The 14,860-nt window shown below is 69.4% G+C and carries 16 protein-coding genes and 1 riboswitch; of the genes, 6 read left to right on the top strand and 10 right to left on the bottom strand.

What is annotated here, in order from left to right; translation table 11 throughout:
- Positions 1-15: 15 nt before the first annotated feature.
- Positions 16-1,935, bottom strand: coding sequence for a sugar phosphate isomerase/epimerase and 4-hydroxyphenylpyruvate domain-containing protein (locus C8D81_RS11795; protein ID WP_133626123.1), 1,920 nt, complete (start codon positions 1,933-1,935; stop codon positions 16-18).
- On the bottom strand, positions 1,935-2,375 hold the full coding sequence (aroQ, locus tag C8D81_RS11800) for a type II 3-dehydroquinate dehydratase (protein ID WP_094402236.1): 441 nt from the start codon (positions 2,373-2,375) through the stop codon (positions 1,935-1,937). The genes C8D81_RS11795 and aroQ overlap by 1 nt, the downstream gene beginning before the upstream one ends.
- A 91-nt stretch (positions 2,376-2,466) precedes the next feature.
- Between aroQ and C8D81_RS11805 the strand changes: the two genes are divergently transcribed.
- Positions 2,467-3,114 (top strand): TetR family transcriptional regulator, encoded by a 648-nt coding sequence (locus tag C8D81_RS11805; RefSeq protein WP_133626124.1) that lies wholly within the window; start codon positions 2,467-2,469, stop codon positions 3,112-3,114.
- A gap of 21 nt (positions 3,115-3,135) precedes the next feature.
- Here C8D81_RS11805 and C8D81_RS11810 read toward each other — a convergent pair whose 3' ends face one another.
- The 3 genes from C8D81_RS11810 to C8D81_RS11820 are packed head-to-tail and all read right to left on the bottom strand — an operon-like array spanning position 3,136 to position 5,224.
- A complete protein-coding gene (locus C8D81_RS11810) occupies positions 3,136-4,131 on the bottom strand; it encodes an amidohydrolase family protein (RefSeq protein ID WP_133626125.1) in 996 nt (331 codons plus the stop codon).
- Positions 4,131-4,967 (bottom strand): DODA-type extradiol aromatic ring-opening family dioxygenase, encoded by an 837-nt coding sequence (locus tag C8D81_RS11815; RefSeq protein ID WP_094356842.1) that lies wholly within the window; start codon positions 4,965-4,967, stop codon positions 4,131-4,133. Before C8D81_RS11815 ends, C8D81_RS11810 begins: the two co-directional genes overlap by 1 nt.
- Positions 4,952-5,224: a hypothetical protein gene (locus tag C8D81_RS11820; protein WP_094356841.1), complete on the bottom strand. Its 273-nt coding sequence runs from the start codon at positions 5,222-5,224 to the stop codon at positions 4,952-4,954. The genes C8D81_RS11815 and C8D81_RS11820 overlap by 16 nt, the downstream gene beginning before the upstream one ends.
- A gap of 174 nt (positions 5,225-5,398) precedes the next feature.
- Here C8D81_RS11820 and C8D81_RS11825 point away from each other — a divergent pair, with 174 nt between their 5' ends.
- From C8D81_RS11825 to C8D81_RS11835, 3 genes are read left to right on the top strand one after another with little or no spacing between them, the layout of a single operon-like run.
- Positions 5,399-6,823: an MFS transporter gene (locus tag C8D81_RS11825; protein WP_133626126.1), complete on the top strand. Its 1,425-nt coding sequence runs from the start codon at positions 5,399-5,401 to the stop codon at positions 6,821-6,823.
- Positions 6,823-7,923: a Gfo/Idh/MocA family protein gene (locus tag C8D81_RS11830; RefSeq protein WP_133626127.1), complete on the top strand. Its 1,101-nt coding sequence runs from the start codon at positions 6,823-6,825 to the stop codon at positions 7,921-7,923. The genes C8D81_RS11825 and C8D81_RS11830 overlap by 1 nt, the downstream gene beginning before the upstream one ends.
- Positions 7,883-8,719 (top strand): shikimate dehydrogenase family protein, encoded by an 837-nt coding sequence (locus C8D81_RS11835; protein ID WP_133626128.1) that lies wholly within the window; start codon positions 7,883-7,885, stop codon positions 8,717-8,719. Before C8D81_RS11830 ends, C8D81_RS11835 begins: the two co-directional genes overlap by 41 nt.
- 162 nt (positions 8,720-8,881) lie before the next feature.
- Here the strand turns inward: C8D81_RS11835 and C8D81_RS11840 are convergent, their stop codons facing one another.
- The 5 genes from C8D81_RS11840 to C8D81_RS11860 all read right to left on the bottom strand — a co-directional run bounded on the left by C8D81_RS11840 (position 8,882) and on the right by C8D81_RS11860 (position 12,800).
- Positions 8,882-9,289: a carboxymuconolactone decarboxylase family protein gene (locus C8D81_RS11840; protein WP_133626129.1), complete on the bottom strand. Its 408-nt coding sequence runs from the start codon at positions 9,287-9,289 to the stop codon at positions 8,882-8,884.
- Between the two features lie 79 nt (positions 9,290-9,368).
- Positions 9,369-9,893: a nucleoside/nucleotide kinase family protein gene (locus C8D81_RS11845; protein WP_208109241.1), complete on the bottom strand. Its 525-nt coding sequence runs from the start codon at positions 9,891-9,893 to the stop codon at positions 9,369-9,371.
- Positions 9,890-10,672, bottom strand: a complete 783-nt coding sequence (locus C8D81_RS11850) for an energy-coupling factor transporter transmembrane component T family protein (RefSeq protein WP_133626130.1) — start codon at positions 10,670-10,672, stop codon at positions 9,890-9,892. The genes C8D81_RS11845 and C8D81_RS11850 overlap by 4 nt, the downstream gene beginning before the upstream one ends.
- Entirely contained in the window at positions 10,669-12,162 is a 1,494-nt protein-coding gene (locus C8D81_RS11855; RefSeq protein ID WP_133626131.1) for an ABC transporter ATP-binding protein, read from the bottom strand. Before C8D81_RS11855 ends, C8D81_RS11850 begins: the two co-directional genes overlap by 4 nt.
- Positions 12,159-12,800: an ECF transporter S component gene (locus C8D81_RS11860; RefSeq protein ID WP_094356834.1), complete on the bottom strand. Its 642-nt coding sequence runs from the start codon at positions 12,798-12,800 to the stop codon at positions 12,159-12,161. The genes C8D81_RS11855 and C8D81_RS11860 overlap by 4 nt, the downstream gene beginning before the upstream one ends.
- A gap of 33 nt (positions 12,801-12,833) precedes the next feature.
- Positions 12,834-12,941, bottom strand: a riboswitch (TPP riboswitch).
- Between the two features lie 76 nt (positions 12,942-13,017).
- Between C8D81_RS11860 and C8D81_RS11865 the strand changes: the two genes are divergently transcribed.
- Positions 13,018-13,269 (top strand): LLM class flavin-dependent oxidoreductase, encoded by a 252-nt coding sequence (locus tag C8D81_RS11865; RefSeq protein ID WP_208109242.1) that lies wholly within the window; start codon positions 13,018-13,020, stop codon positions 13,267-13,269.
- 43 nt (positions 13,270-13,312) lie between these two features.
- Positions 13,313-14,749, top strand: a complete 1,437-nt coding sequence (locus C8D81_RS11870; RefSeq protein ID WP_133626132.1) for a recombinase family protein — start codon at positions 13,313-13,315, stop codon at positions 14,747-14,749.
- Positions 14,750-14,860 lie beyond the last annotated feature (111 nt).

Below are 14,860 nucleotides of genomic sequence, written 5' to 3' on the forward strand. Positions count from 1 at the left end.
GGTGCGATGAGCGGCTCACCGTTCCAGTGGATCGCGTTCGCGCTGTTCGGCGTGGGCGGCCAACCGGATGACGGTGTTCGGGGCGCCGTACCCGGCGTACCCGCCGGTGCGCTGCAGCACCTCCAGATAGAAGCCGTTCCCGAGGATCGGGGTGTAGACGTGGAAGAGTTCACCACCGGTCTCGTCGCGGTCATAGAGGACGCCGCCGGAACGCAACCGGGTGACCAGCTCCGCATCGAGGTCGGGGAAGCGGGCCGCCAGGTCGACGTAGTAGTTGTCCGGCACCGGCATCAGCTTCAACCCCGCTCGACGGGCCTGCTCGACGACGGTGAAGATGTCGGAGACCGCGATCGCCACCTGGTTCAAGCCCCGGCGTGCCTCATCGGGGCGGGTACCGTCGTCGACCGAGACGATCACCCGCAGATCCCCGACCGCCGGCGTCAGCGGCCGGGACCGCATCCGCCCACCCGGCTGCATGAACTCGCTCAATGCCCCGGCCCGCATCCCGAGCACGGTGCGGAAGAACGACTGCTCCGCGGGCAGCAGGTTGGGGTCGATGGAGGCACCGACGTGGTCGATGCCCAGCCCGGTGCCCTCCTCGGCGAGCGGTGCGTCGGTGGCTTCGTCTCGCTCGTTCCTCGCTCGCTCAGCCATCGTGACGGAGGCCGGGGCGCGGAAGTCGACCTGCCAGCCGTCCCCGTGCTCACCGGCGGAGAGGAAGACCGCCAACCCACCCGGGGTGTCCAATCCGGGCAGCGGCGCATCCCCCGGTCGGCGCCGGGATCGCGCCCGCGGCCAGAGCAGCGCCTCGGCCCGGGAGGCCACATCCAACGGATCGCCGACGCCGACCCCGAGCGCGGTCACCGACAGCGGCGCCGCGGTCGGCAACGCGTTCAGCACGATGTGTGCATCACCGTTGCGCCACCAGTGCACCGGCAGGCCCCGATGCGTACCGACCTGGCTGAATCCCAACCCGGACAGGGTTTGCTGGATCCCCCCGGAGCCGAACTCACCGCCGACCGCGATCTCCACGAAGGCCGCGTCCACCCGCTCGGGCGCCGGCGGCGGATCGAAGAGTTCCACCCGCGGCCGTCGGGTACCCGCACCCTCGGCCGACCAGATCTCCCGCAGTTCCTCCTCCAGATGCAGCAACGAGCGCATCGCATCCAGCGCGGTCGCGCGCGGGTCGGCCTCCCGGACCACGTCGGAGAAGATCTCCAGCGACAGCGGCCCGCGATACCCCCGGGCGTACACCTCGGCGACCAGCGGGGCCACCTCGAGATTGCCCTGACCGGGGAAGCAGCGGAAATGCCGGGACCACTCCAGCACCTGCATGCCCATCCGCGGCGCGTCGGCGACCTGCAGGAAGGCGATCCGCTCACCCGGTACGCCGGCCAGCGCCTGGGGTCCGTCACCGCGGCCGAGCATGTGGAAGGTGTCCACCACCACCCCGACATTCGCGTGATCGCAGCGCTGCACGACATCCCAGGAGTCGACGAAGCGGCTGGTGGTCCGCCCCCAGGCCAGCGCCTCGTAACCGACCAGCACCCCGGCCTCGGCCGCCAGATCACCCACCGCAGCCAGCTGTTCGGCCATCAGGTCACGGTCCTCGGTGATCGCATCGGGTGCGACGCTGGAACAGATCAGCATCCGATCCACGCCGAGCTCGCCCATCACCCGCAGCTTGGACCGCACCCGGTGCAGCACCGCATCGAAGCGCTCCGGCGGCGTACCCTCCACATCGCGGACCGGTTGGAACAGGTCGATGCTCAACCCCAGATCGGCGCAGCGGCGGGCGAGTTCGGCGGGGGAGAGCGGGGCGGAGATCAGGTCGGCGTCGAAGATCTCGATACCGTCGAAACGGGCCGCGGAGATCGCGTCCAGCTTCTCGGTGAGCGTGCCGCCGACCGAGACCGTCGCGATGCCCTTGCGCATCACTGCCCCCGCAGTGCGGCGATGCGTTCCACCGCGAACTGGTAACCCTGCACGCCGCAGCCGACGATGATGCCGCTGGCGATCGGTGAGAGATACGAGTGGTGCCGGAACTCCTCGCGGGCGTGCACATTGGAGATGTGCACCTCCAGCAGCGGTCCGGCGATCGTCACCAGGGCGTCCCGCAGCGCGACCGAGGTGTGCGTCCAGCCACCCGCGTTCACCACGAAACCGGCCGCCTCGGTCCGCCACTGGTGCACCGCATCCAGGATCACACCCTCATGGTTGCTCTGCAGGCAGCGCGCCTCCATCCCGAATCGCGCGGCGGTCTCGGTGCACAACCGCTCCACGTCGGCCAGCGTGTCGTGGCCGTAGACCTCGGGCTGCCGCTGGCCGAGCAGGTTCAGGTTCGGGCCGTTCAGCACGGCGACGAAATCACTCATGGCTATTCTCCTCAGGCCCCGCCGCACGCCTCGCCGATTGGGCGGCGTGGAACACTGGGCACGTAGTTGGTATCAGCGAAGGGGCGAGTGGATGTCGAACCAGGCACCGGCCGAGTTGCAGCGCGACGCCGCGCGGACCCGGGCCGAGATCCTGGCGGTGGCCACCGAGGAGTTCGCCCGGGTGGGCTATTCCGGGGCGCGGGTCGACGACATCGCCGCCAAGACCCGCACCACCAAGCGGATGATCTACTACTACTTCGGCGGCAAGGCCGGTCTCTACACCGCGGTGCTGGAGGAGACGTACGCCAAGATCCGTGCCGAGGAACAGAATCTGGCCCTCGGTGACCTGTCGCCGACCGAGGCGATGGCCGAGATCGTGCGCTTCGAGTTCGACTATCACGGGGAGCATCCCGAGCTGTGCCGGCTGGTGTCGATCGAGAACATCCACCACGCCCAGTTCCTGCGCCGTTCCGAGCGGGCGATGGCGCTGAACTCGCCGGTCATCGATCTGATGGACGAGGTGCTGGAACGCGGCCACGCCGACGGCACCTTCCCCCGCCGGGCGACGGCGATGGAGGTGCATCTGCTGGTGATGTCGCTGGCGATGTACTCGGTCAACAACCGCAATTCGATCGCCGCGATCTTCGCCTACGACATGGCCGACCCGGCGCATCGCGCGCGGCTGCGGCAGATCGCGGTCGACTCGGTGCTCGCCTGGTTGTGCACGCCCGACGACTGAGCTGGTGACCCCGGGCATCGGTCAGCCGATCCCCAGCAACCTGGCGGCCGAGCCGCCGAGCACGGTGTCCCGCTCCTGCTCCGACAGTCCGACCGCCTCGACCGCGCCCACCGGGTCGCGATCGGCCAGGTCGAACGGGTAGTCGGTGCCGACCAGCACGTGCTCGGCCCCGACGTCCTCCACCAGCCGGCGCAGCAGCACCGGATCGAAGACCGCGGTGTCGTAGTAGAGCCGTTCGAAGATCGCGCTCGGCGGCAGTTCGGTGGTGTGCGCCACCGGCTTGCGGTCCCAGCCCATGTCGAGACGCCCGCGCAGCGCCGGCAGGCAGCCACCGCCGTGCGCCAGGCAGAGCGGGAACCGGTTCGCCTCCAGCACCCCGGAGAACGCCAACCGGGCGGTGGCGATCGCCGTCTCGATCGGATAGCCGACCAGCTGCGGGAACCAGAAGTCCTTCATCCGTGGCGGTTCCGGGGTCGCCGAGGGGTGCAGGAAGGTGAACACCTCACGCTCGGCGAGCAGCGACCAGACCGGTGCGTTCACCGGATCGTCGAGATCCCGGCCGGCACCCCGGGAACCGATCGCGGCCCCGCCGAGCCCCAGCGAATCCAGTCCGCGGCGGACCTCGTCGGCGGCCTGCGGGTGGCCGAGCGGTACGCCGACCAGTCCGATCAGCGCGTCGTCGCCGGCGACCAGCTCGGCCAGCGCGTCGTTGCCCCGGCGTACCAGCTCACCGACCAGCTCGCTGTCGTCGCAGGTCGAACCCATCAGGAACGGCGGCAGCGAGATCGCCTGATGGGTGACACCCTGCTGTTCCATCTCGGCGCGCCGCACGGTGTTGTCATACATCGATTCGGGCAGCGGCAGCGGCGCCCCGGCGCCGACCCCGGAGACCCGCGGGTCGATCACCACGATCCGCTCGTCCTTGCGGGACAGGTCGGCCAATTCCTGGTCCGCGAGCCATTCCAGCAACGTCAACGGCATCGCGTGCGCGTGCACGTCGACGACCGTGCGCCCCATCAGGCGCCACCCCGGACGGGCGTGTGCAGCACCGCGGCCATGCCGTTGATCCACTCGTAGATCGGCTCGTAGGCGAGTGCCTCGGTCTTCGATCCGGCCATCGCCCCGGCGACCATCACCCAGGCACGGACCTCGCCGGTGCCGTTGCCGGCCTGGGCGAGTTCCTCGTTGCCGAGATCCAGCAGCTCGTCGGGACAGCCGTCCTCGAGCATCTGCAGGAACCAGCGATCGAAGTCCTCATCGAGATCGCCGACCCGCGGCTCGCCGACGAAGTGCGAAACGCCGCCCGCACCGCAGATCGCCACCCGATCGAGGCCGTCGAAGTCGCGGATCGTCTCACCGAGCTTGACCCCGAAGTTCCATGCCTGCCGCAGCGTCATCAGCGGCGGGGTGGTGCAGTTCACCACCACCGGCACCAGCGGCAGATCCTTGCTCGGTGAGATCTTGTCGTAGACGGTCATGAAACCGTGGTCGACGATCAGCTGGTGCGACAGCGCCGGGAGCTGGTCGCGCTCGATCAACCCGGCCAGGATGTGGTCGGCCAGCGCGGGCTGCCCCGGGATGACCACCCGGTCGATGCCGAGCCACTTCTCCACCGGACCCAGATGGGTCTCGCCCAGACCGATGGAGATCTGCGGCAGGTTGTCGAGGAAGAAGTTGCTGAAGTGCTCACCGGAGACCATCACCAGGGCCTGGGCGTCGCTCTCGCGCACCGACTCGGTGAGTCGGTCGATCGCGGCGAAGAAGCGCTCGGCCTGGCCGGGCGGGGCGGACCCCGGGTCCGCCGACATCATCGGCGCGTGCGATGCCGAGAAGCCGGTCACGATTTCTGCCATCGGGTCCTCCCGGTGTTCTCCGCCTGCCGGATCTGTTCGGCCCGGAACAACTGTTTGTAGTCGGCGCGCTTCCAGCCGTTCGCGCGGCAGTAGCCGTTGATCAGCACCGGATGCACACCCAGGTCGTGGAACTCTGCCACGTCCCCGTTGCGTGCGGCCGCCCTCTCTCGCTCATCGAGTTCATAACCCTCGGTCACCAGATCGTCCGCGGCCCGATCGCTGTTCGGGTCCTCGAGTCGACGCAGGTGGTCGAACACACATTTCTGAAGTGCATAACTGGACAAGTTCCGCTCACCCCCTTGTGAAACTTAGCAAGACGAGATTAATGTACCGTCTCGTACATTGTTTGTACCAGACGGTTCATTGCTTGAGACGGCAGGACCGGACAACCCAGCCAGACCCAACCATCCAACGACGAATGGAGTGGCAGCATGACGAACGCTGCTGGCGGTGCCCGACTGAGCGCCGGTGACCACGAGCCGCAGGGCGAGCGCAGCCCCCGGAAGGCGGCCGCCTCCGGATTCATCGGCTCGGCCCTGGAGTACTACGACTTCTTCATCTACGCCCAGGCCGCGGCCCTGATCTTCCCGCAGATCTTCTTCCCCTCGGGTGACCCGACCGTCGCCATCGCGACCTCGCTGGCGACCTACGGCGTCGGCTACGTGGCCCGCCCGATCGGCGCCTTCTTCCTCGGCCGCTGGGGCGACGTGCACGGGCGCAAGAACGTGCTGGTGCTCTGCATGATGCTGATGGGCGTGTCCACCCTCGCGGTGGCCTTCCTGCCCACCTATCAGCAGGTCGGGGCGCTGGCGCCGATCCTGCTGGTGGTGCTGCGGTTGATCCAGGGCTTCGCGGTCGCCGGTGAGATCTCCGGTGCCTCGTCGATGATCATCGAGCACTCACCGTTCGGCAGGCGTGGCTATTTCGCCTCGTTCACCCTGCAGGGCACCCAGTTCGGCCAGATCCTGGCGGCGGCGGTGTTCATCCCGCTCGCCCGGCTGCTGCCCGAGCAGGCCTTCAACTCCTGGGGCTGGCGGATCCCGTTCGTGCTCTCGGTGGTGGTCGTCATCGCCGGTTACCTGATCCGGCGCCGAGTCCCGGAGACCCCGGCCTTCAAGGAGGAGGTCCGCGAGGTCGACCAGGGCGAGCTGGCGAAGGTCAACCCGATCACCGCCGCGTTCACCGAGACCGGACCGAACATGATCCGGGTGGTGCTGATGGCGCTGATGAACGTGATCCCCACCGTGGCGACGATCTTCGGGGCGGCGTACGCCACCCAGAAGGCGTACGGAATCGGGATGCACAAGGACGTCTATCTGTGGATTCCGGTGCTCGGCAACATCCTGGCCTGCATCGTCATCCCGATGGTCGGCAGGCTCTCGGACCGGATCGGGCGCCGACCACCGATCATCGTCGGCTGTCTCGCCTCCGGGGCGTTGTCCTTCGGTTATCTGTGGGCGATCGGACAGGGCAGCGTGACGCTGGCGATCGTGTTCTCGCTGGCCATGTGGGGATTCGTCTACCAGGGCTACAACGGCATCTTCCCGTCGTTCTACCCGGAGCTGTTCCCGACCCGCACCCGGGTGACCTCGATGGCCATCGCGCAGAATGTCGGCACCATGCTGACCGCCTTCCTGCCCACCATCTTCACCCTGGTGGCGCCGCCGGGAAGCACCGGCATCTGGTGGAAGATCGGTTCGATCACCTTCGCGATCACCATCATCTCCGCGCTGGCGGCGCTCTCGGCGCGGGAGACCTACCGGATCCCGGTGCAGGAGCTCGGTGAGAAGGATGCCCAGCCGATCCCCCAGGAGGAGTACCTGCGGCTGCGCGCCGAGTCCGGGAGTCGGTCCTGATGCTGCGGGTCGCCGTGGCCGGGGCGGGGCTGATCGGCCGCCGGCACCTCGCCGCGATCCAGGCGTACGCCGGGACCGAGGTCTGCGCGATCGCGGACCCGGCCCCGGCGGCCGCCGAGATCGCCGACGAGCTGGCGGTCCCGGGGTACGCCTCGGTGGCCGACCTGCTCGCCGACCAGCGCCCGGACGGGGTGATCCTGGCCACCCCGAACCTGCAGCACCATGCCGATGGACTGGCGGTGCTGCGGGCCGGGATCCCTGTGCTGGTGGAGAAACCGCTGGCCACCACGGTCGCCGAGGCGGCCGACCTGGTGGCCCTCGCGCAGGCCGGTGGCGTACCACTGCTGACCGGCCACCACCGCAACCACTCCGCGATCATGCGGACCGCCCGCGAGGTGATCGCCTCCGGTCGGCTGGGCCGGTTGGTGGCGGTCCAGGGCAGCGCCTGCTTCCGCAAACCCGATGACTACTTCGAGGTCGGCGGTGGCTGGCGACGCCGGAGCGGTGGCGGCCCGATCCAGCTCAACCTGATCCACGAGGTCGACAACCTGCACCAACTGCTCGGCCCGGTGGTCGAGGTGCAGGCGATGACCTCGGCCGCCGCCCGCGGATTCGAGGTGGAGGACACCGCGGGAATCCTGCTCCGGTTCGCGAACGGGGCGCTCGGCAGCTTCCTGCTCTCCGACGTGGCGGCCTCGGCGCGGTCGTGGGAGCAGACCAGTGGCGAGAACCCCGACTACGACCACCACGACGACGAGGACGCCTATGTGGTGATGGGCACCGAGGGCTCACTCGCCATCCCGACCATGCGGCTGAAGTCCTTTGCCGGCGAAGCTTCCTGGACCGAGCCGCTGATCGGCGAGAGGGTGCCGGTCCCGGCCGTCGACCCGATCGACGCCCAGCTGGCGCATTTCGCCGCGGTGATCCGCGGCGACCAGCAACCGGTGTGTGACGGTGCCGCCGGGCTGGCGGCCGTCGCCACCATCGACGCGATCCTGACCGCCGCCCGCACCGGCAGCACGGTCACCGTACCCACCCCCGGAAACGAGAGGAATCCCCATGCTCACGGGAAACTCGACCCTGCTCCTGCACCTCGGTGATCCGACGCACTCGTTCAAGGCACCGATGATCTACAACCCGTGGTTCGCCCATGCCGGGATCGATGCCTGCGTGGTACCGCTCGGGGTCCGGGCCACGGAGTTCGCCGCCGAGTTCGGGCTGCTGATGAAGGCGACGAATGTGCGCGGGGCGCTGGTCACCATGCCGCACAAGGTGACGGTGCTCGACCTGGTCGACGAGGTCCGCCCCGCTGCAGCCATCGCCGGTGCCGCCAACGCGGTCCGGGTGGAACCCGGCGGGCGCCTGGTCGCGGACATGTTCGACGGGGAGGGGTTCGTCCGCGGCATGCGGCGTAACGGGCGCCCACCACAGGGCCTGTCCGCGCTGGTCGTCGGTTCCGGTGGTGTGGGATCGGCGATCGCCGCATCCCTCGCCACGGCAGGGGTTTCCCGGATCGCGGTGTTCGATACCCGGGAGCCGGTGATGCTGGGCCTGGCCGACCGGCTGCGCAGCCACCATCCGGCACTCGAGGTGCAGACCGGGAGCAGCGATCCGGCGGGTTTCGATGTGGTGGTGAACGCGACTCCGATGGGGATGAACCCGGGTGACCCGATGCCGGTCGCGGTGGACCGGTTGGCACCCGGCACCTTCGTCGGGGAGGTGGTGATGACCACGGCGATGACACCGTTTCTGCAGGCGGCGCGGCAGCGCGGCTGCACCACCCAGGTCGGCACCGACATGCTCTTCGAACAGATCCCCGCCTATCTGGAGTTCTTCGGGTTCACCCCGCTGCCAACCCCCGCCCAGCTCCGCGAACACGCCCAACTCGCCGCCTGACCCATACGTTCATCGAGTAGGTCGCGCAGCGACCGTGTCCCCTACGTTCATCGAGTAGGTCGCGCAGCGACCGTGTCGAGATGAACCACCTCGATCGGCACATCTCGACACGTCCGGCGCTGCCTCGCTTCGCGTCGGCACCGCCGGACCACTCGATGAGCGTCAGCGTTCCGGCAGGCCGTGACGCTCCTCCAGTTCCCGGATCTCGGCGAGCACCGACGGTGCCCGGTTGGCGACCGACTGACCACCGAAGAGGTACGCCAGATCGAGCGTCTGCTGCAGCTGCTCCCAGCTCGCCCCCTGACGCCGCGCCGCCCAGCCGTGCAGCTTCGCCGCATCGCTGAGTCGGCTGGCCAGGATCGCGAACAGCATCAGTTGCACCGTCAGCTGGTCCAGGTCGGCCGGGTTCGACACCAGCGCTCGCGCCTTCTCCTGTGCCAGCAGAAGTTCCGGGTTGCTGGAGCGCAGCGACTCGAAGCGAGCCGCGACCCGCGGCGGCACGAAACCCATCAGCTCCCGGTAGCTGGCCAGGTAGCCCTCGATCTCGGCGTTCTGCCGTTCGCTCGTCATGGCCCGATTCTTCCATCGGCCATCTCGACACGCTGCCCCGGCTCCGCTCCGCTGCGCCGGGGCAGTTACTCGATGATCGTCAGTCGAGCTCGATGACCAGATCCGCCAGGTCCCGCGGCCGATCCTGCAGCCAGTGCCGGCGCTCCTGGGCCGCCCAGCGCTCCCAGTGCGGCTCGTAGGCGGCACCGTCCCGGGCCAGCGCCCGCTGGCGGCGTACCGGCTCGGACAGTTCCAACCAGACCGACACCGACGCCAGCGCGACCGATGCCCGGGTGATCGCCCCGCACCCCTCGATGATCAGATCCGCGGCCGGGTCGAGCGGGACCCACTCCCCGGGCCGATCGGCGGCCCAGTCCCAGCGCCGATAACCCGCGCGGTCCGAGAGGATGTCGGCGGTCACCATCGCTGCGCCGGCGGTCAGGCCGTCCCAGCCGGGATAGCAGTCGTCCAGGCTGACCACCCGCGGTGCCGGATCGAGAAGTCGGGCGAGCTCGTGCGCGGTGCTCGTCTTGCCGGATCCGGAGCCGCCGTCGAGGAGCGCCACCCATCGCCCGGGCCCGGTCAGTCCCGGCTGCAGCAGCGGTGCCAGCGCCTCGGCGATCACGAGCCCACCCAGTTGGCGGTGCCGAACCAGACCGCGGCGCCGACCGCGACCGCACCCATCACCGCACACACCAGCACACCCACCGCGTCGGCGCCCCGCAGCCGGGATTCCCTTGCCCAGCTGCGTTCCGGAGCATCCGGACCGGTCGCGCCGAAACCCTTCGCCTCCATCGCCGTGGCCAGTCGGCTGCCGCGCCGGATCGCCAGCACCAGCAGCGCGAAGGCCATCGACAACCAGCGCCGGACCCGTCCGGTGTCACCGAGGCCGCGGGCGCGGCGGGCCAGTCCGAGGCTCCGCCAGTCGTCGGTGAACAGCCCCAGCATCCGGATCCCGGCCAGCGCGCCGAGCACGAACCGCGCCGGCAACCGGGCCACCTGCGCCAATCCGTCGGCCAGGTCGGTGGGGTCCACATCGCCGAACAGCAGCACCGCCGACAGGCCGAGCGCCAGCACCCGCAACAACACAGCCACCGCCAGCAGCAGCGAGTTGTCGGTGACCCGGATCAGCAACCAGGCAAACCATTCCGCGCCACCGGGGCGCCCGTACAGTGCCATCGAGATCGCCGCCAGCATCCCGACCACGAACAGCACCGCCAGCCGGCGGGCGATCAGCCGCGGCGGGAATCCACAGACCAGCGCGGCGATGAGCACCAGCACCAGCCCGACCGCGGCACTCAACCAGTCCAGGGTGAGGATCAGCGGGATCGAGAGCACCAGCGCCATCGCGAATCGGGTCACCGGATTCAACCGATCCAGCAGCGTGTTCGCCTTCTCGGTCATCGTGCCGCCACCGCCAACCGGCGCTGCCCGAGCACCTCGATGAACGGCTCGTCATGGGTGACCGAGAGCACCGCACGCCCCTCACCCAGCATGCCCGCGACCAGGCGTACCAGGTCCAGCCAGGTGGTCCGGTCCTGGCCGAAGGTCGGCTCGTCGAGCACGATGAGTCGCGGGCCGGTGGCCAGCACCGTACCGACCGAGAGCCGGCGTTTCTGCCCACCGGAGAGGGTGAACGGATTCGCCGCGGCCAGCGGTTCGAGATGCAACAGGGCAAGGAGTTCCTCGACCCGCCGGGTGATCTCGGTGGCGGGGACGCCCAGCGCCCGCAGCCCGACGGCGAGCTCCTCGCGGACCGTGGCCGCGACGAACTGGTGCTCGGGCTGCTGGAAGACCGTACCGATCCGGGGCAGCAGATCCACCGAGCGCCAGGTCGCCGGATCGGCCGGATTCGGCGTACGCCCGAAGGCACGTCGCCGGGCGGGGGGCCGCAGCTCCGGAGCCGCCACCAGGTCACCGCCGAGCCGGGGCAACAACCCGGCCAGGGTGAGCGCCAGGGTGGTCTTCCCGGCACCGTTCGGGCCGGTGAAGACCGTGGAGGTGCCCGCCGGGAGGGTGACGTCGATGCCATCGCGCAGCACGGTGTCGTAACCGATGGCGAGCCCCCGGCCGACCAGCAGCTCGGTGGCATCGGCCGGTGGCGTGGGCACGGCCACCTCGGGCAGCGGTACGCCCGGCACCCAGACCCCGGCGGCCAGCAACCGGTCCCGCTGCTCGGCGAAGACCCGGTCGGGCGGGCCGTCGGCGAGTACGCCACCGCCGGCGTCGAGCACCACGACCCGGTCCACCAGGTCCTGCCAGAGATCCACCCGGTGCTCGACCACGACCAGCGTGGTCGAGCGGTCGGCGACCAGCTCGCTGACCGCGGCCCGGACCTCCTCGATGCCGACCGGGTCGAGGTTGGCGGTGGGTTCGTCGAGCAGCAGCAGCCCGCTGCGCATGGCGACAGCTCCGGCCAGTGCCAATCGCTGCTTCTGCCCGCCGGAGAGCTGGCTCGTCGGATGATCCGACGGCATCCGCAATCCCAACCGGTGCAGGGATTCGCTGACCCGCGGCCAGATCTCGGACCGCGGTACGCCGAGGTTCTCCAGTCCGAAGGCGACGTCGTCACCGATCCTGGCCAGCACCACCTGGGATTCCGGGTCCTGCAGGACCAGCCCGATCCGGCCGCGCTGCCGGGAGGGATGCTTGCCGCCGACGAGCAACCGGCCGGTTTCCTCGCCCTCCTCGGCGCCGCCGAGCACACCGGCCAGCGCGTGCAGCAGGGTGCTCTTGCCCGCCCCGGACGCGCCGAGCAGCAGTACCCGCTCACCCGGTTCGATGGTCAGATCGAGGTCGGTGACCGCCCAGGCGCGCCGCCCCGCATGCCGCCAACCCCAGCCCTCGGCGCGGACCGCGAGCGGGGTGGCGGCCGGGTCGGTGGTGTTGCTCAGACCAGCCGCCTGGACTCGCGCCCGGCGGCGAAGCGATCCAGCGCCCCGGCACGCGCCAACGCCTTCATCAGCAGCCAGGCCAGCAGGCCCGCCAGCACCGCACCGGAGAGCGCGGTGCAGATCAGGTACAGCGTGTTGTAACCGGCCGACTTGGACCAGTTGCCGAGGATGAACTCATTGACCCAGGCGCCGACGCCGGCGAGCAGGCCGGCCAGGATGGCGACGATCGCGCCGAAGCGGCGGTAGGCGAAGATCGCGAAGACCAGCTCCGCGCCGAGCCCCTGAGCGAGTGCGGAGTACATCGTCTCCCAGCCCCACTGGTTGCCAAGCGCCATCGAGACGAAACCGGCGACCAGTTCGACGAACAGCGCCGCACCGGGCTTGCGGATGATCAACCCGCCGAGCGGGCCGCCGAGGAACCAGACGCCGGCGGCCAGGCCACCCAGGCCCGGGGTGAGCGCATCCATCGCCGAGTACCAGGCGTACCCCAGGGAGTTCCAGCCGAAGAAGATCAGGCCGCAGGCGACGCCGAGGACCGCCGCGACGACGATGTCGACCACCCGCCAGCGGTGCCGACCACCGCTGTCCGGCCGGGTCTGGTCGTCGACGCGAGCCTGCTCGTGCTTCTGGTTGCTCATCGTGTGCCTCTCTGCTCGCACGGGCCCAGCGGCGGCTGGTGCAAGAGGCCTCCCTGCGCTGGCATGACCCAGATCAGGTGTGACGGTCGAAGGTCTGACCTTCCTCTCAGCCCGGTGCCCCGGACTCCCGTGATCCGAATCAGTATAGAACCGGGCCGCGGTCCCGGTCGCGGGGGCGTGCCGGGAATACCACCAAGTAGTTGACTGTTGAACGAGTGTGAAGAAAATTGGTTTCCTGAACTTCGGCCATTGGAGCGAGACGCCCTACTCCAAGGTGCGCACCGCCTCCGATGCGCTGCTGCAGTCGATCGACCTGGCCGTCGCGACCGAGGAGCTCGGCGGTGACGGGGCGTACTTCCGGGTGCACCACTTCGCCCGGCAGCTCGGTTCGCCGTTCCCGCTGCTCGCCGCGATCGGTGCCCGCACCAAGCGGATCGAGATCGGTACCGGGGTGATCGACATGCGCTAGCGCATGTCGCGGTTGCAACACTCGTTCACGTAAGCTTGGTTGCATGGTTGAACTGGTATCGCTGAGGAAGACGAACGAGGTCGCCGCGTACGTCCGCGCCTCGATGGATCGCAAGGGCGACCGGTGGACGGTCGAGACCCAGTTGCGGAAGATCAGGGCTCTCGCCGAGGCCAAGGACTGGGAGGTCGTCGAGGTCTACGACGACAACGCTGTGTCGGCGACGAAGAAGCGCCGCGCTGGCACCCGGTGGGCCGAGATGCTGGACGACGCCCGCGCGGGCAGGTTCTCGATGGTCGTCGCCGTGGACATGGACCGCCTCCTGCGCAGCACGAAGGACCTGAACACGCTGATCGACCTCGGCCTGCGCGTCGTCACCGTGGACGGCGAGATCGACCTCTCGACGGCGGACGGCGAGTTCCGGGCGACGATGCTCGCCGCTCTCGCGCGGTTCGAGGCGCGCCGCAAGGCGGAGCGTCAGATCAGGTCGAACGAGCGCCGCCGCGCCGAGGGCATCCCGGCGTCCTCCTGGAAGGCGTTCGGCTGGACGAGGGAGGGTGAGCTGATCGAGGCGGAGGCCGACGCCGTACGGCGGGCCTTCGATGCGTTCCTCGGCGAGCCGTCGCTGTCGATCCGTCGCATCCGCGAGGACCTGAACAGCGCCGGTCATCTGACCGCGCGCGGGTCGGCGTTCTCCGTCGATGCCGTGCGGTACCTGCTGGCGAACCCGCTCTACGCTGGCTACATCAAGCACTACGCCTCGGGCGAGCTGTACCCGGTGCAGGGCGACGCGTTCCCGCCCATCGTTGGCGAGCAGACGTGGCGGGCCGCGGTGGCAAAGCTGGAGGACAACGTGCGGAGGTCGGCGAGGCAGGGCAACCAGCCGAAGTACCTCCTGTCCACGATTGGCCTGTGCGGGAAGTGCGGCGCGACGCTCGTCTCGGGGACCAACAGCCGCAAGCAGCCGACGTACCGCTGCGGCGAGCAGTTCCACCTCACCCGCCAGCGCGAGCCCGTCGATGCGATGGTCACCGAGGCGGTGCTCACCCGCCTGTCGTCGGTGGACGTGCACGACCTCGTGATGCCGCAGGAGGACGACGGGCCGGACCGCGAGGCGCTGCTGACCGAGCGGAACGCTCTGGTCGAGCGCGTCAAGGAGCTGAGCCCGCTGCTGCTGGACGTGCGCCAGCCCGTCCTGGAGATCACGGAGGCGATCAGGGGCGGAAAGGCCCGCATCGACCAGATCGACGAGGAGATACTCGACCGCTCGGTGTCGGTGGCGGCGAAGCTGCTGGGGGACGTGGACGAGTCGCTCGGCACCATGGAGCGCCGGGAGGTCGTCGAGTCGAAGTGGAAGGCCTTGGACATGGACCGCCGCCGGATGCTCGTGGACGAGCTGGTAACGGTGACCATCGAACCCATCGCGCCGGGTCACGTGAAGTTCGACCCCGACCTCATTCGAATAGAGCCGCGTCGCGACTGACACGCGAGTCGACTCGTCAGTGGACTGGTGAGTCGAGTCATGGGAGAATGGTTGCAGACAAGAATATCCCACCGGGGCCGCGACTTAGAAGCGCGGGTTCTACTCCCGGAT

The sequence above is a fragment of the Enemella evansiae genome, assembly GCF_004362375.1.
Classification (GTDB): Bacteria; Actinomycetota; Actinomycetes; order Propionibacteriales; family Propionibacteriaceae; genus Enemella; species Enemella evansiae.

Coding starts and splice junctions, on each gene's coding strand:
- C8D81_RS11795 (WP_133626123.1), bottom strand. CDS start 1,935: ATGCGCAAGGGCATCGCGACGGTCTCGGTCGGCGGCACGCTCACCGAG.
- aroQ (WP_094402236.1), bottom strand. CDS start 2,375: ATGAGTGATTTCGTCGCCGTGCTGAACGGCCCGAACCTGAACCTGCTC.
- C8D81_RS11805 (WP_133626124.1), top strand. CDS start 2,467: ATGTCGAACCAGGCACCGGCCGAGTTGCAGCGCGACGCCGCGCGGACC.
- C8D81_RS11810 (WP_133626125.1), bottom strand. CDS start 4,131: ATGGGGCGCACGGTCGTCGACGTGCACGCGCACGCGATGCCGTTGACG.
- C8D81_RS11815 (WP_094356842.1), bottom strand. CDS start 4,967: ATGGCAGAAATCGTGACCGGCTTCTCGGCATCGCACGCGCCGATGATG.
- C8D81_RS11825 (WP_133626126.1), top strand. CDS start 5,399: ATGACGAACGCTGCTGGCGGTGCCCGACTGAGCGCCGGTGACCACGAG.
- C8D81_RS11830 (WP_133626127.1), top strand. CDS start 6,823: ATGCTGCGGGTCGCCGTGGCCGGGGCGGGGCTGATCGGCCGCCGGCAC.
- C8D81_RS11835 (WP_133626128.1), top strand. CDS start 7,883: ATGCTCACGGGAAACTCGACCCTGCTCCTGCACCTCGGTGATCCGACG.
- C8D81_RS11840 (WP_133626129.1), bottom strand. CDS start 9,289: ATGACGAGCGAACGGCAGAACGCCGAGATCGAGGGCTACCTGGCCAGC.
- C8D81_RS11850 (WP_133626130.1), bottom strand. CDS start 10,672: ATGACCGAGAAGGCGAACACGCTGCTGGATCGGTTGAATCCGGTGACC.
- C8D81_RS11860 (WP_094356834.1), bottom strand. CDS start 12,800: ATGAGCAACCAGAAGCACGAGCAGGCTCGCGTCGACGACCAGACCCGG.
- C8D81_RS11870 (WP_133626132.1), top strand. CDS start 13,313: ATGGTTGAACTGGTATCGCTGAGGAAGACGAACGAGGTCGCCGCGTAC.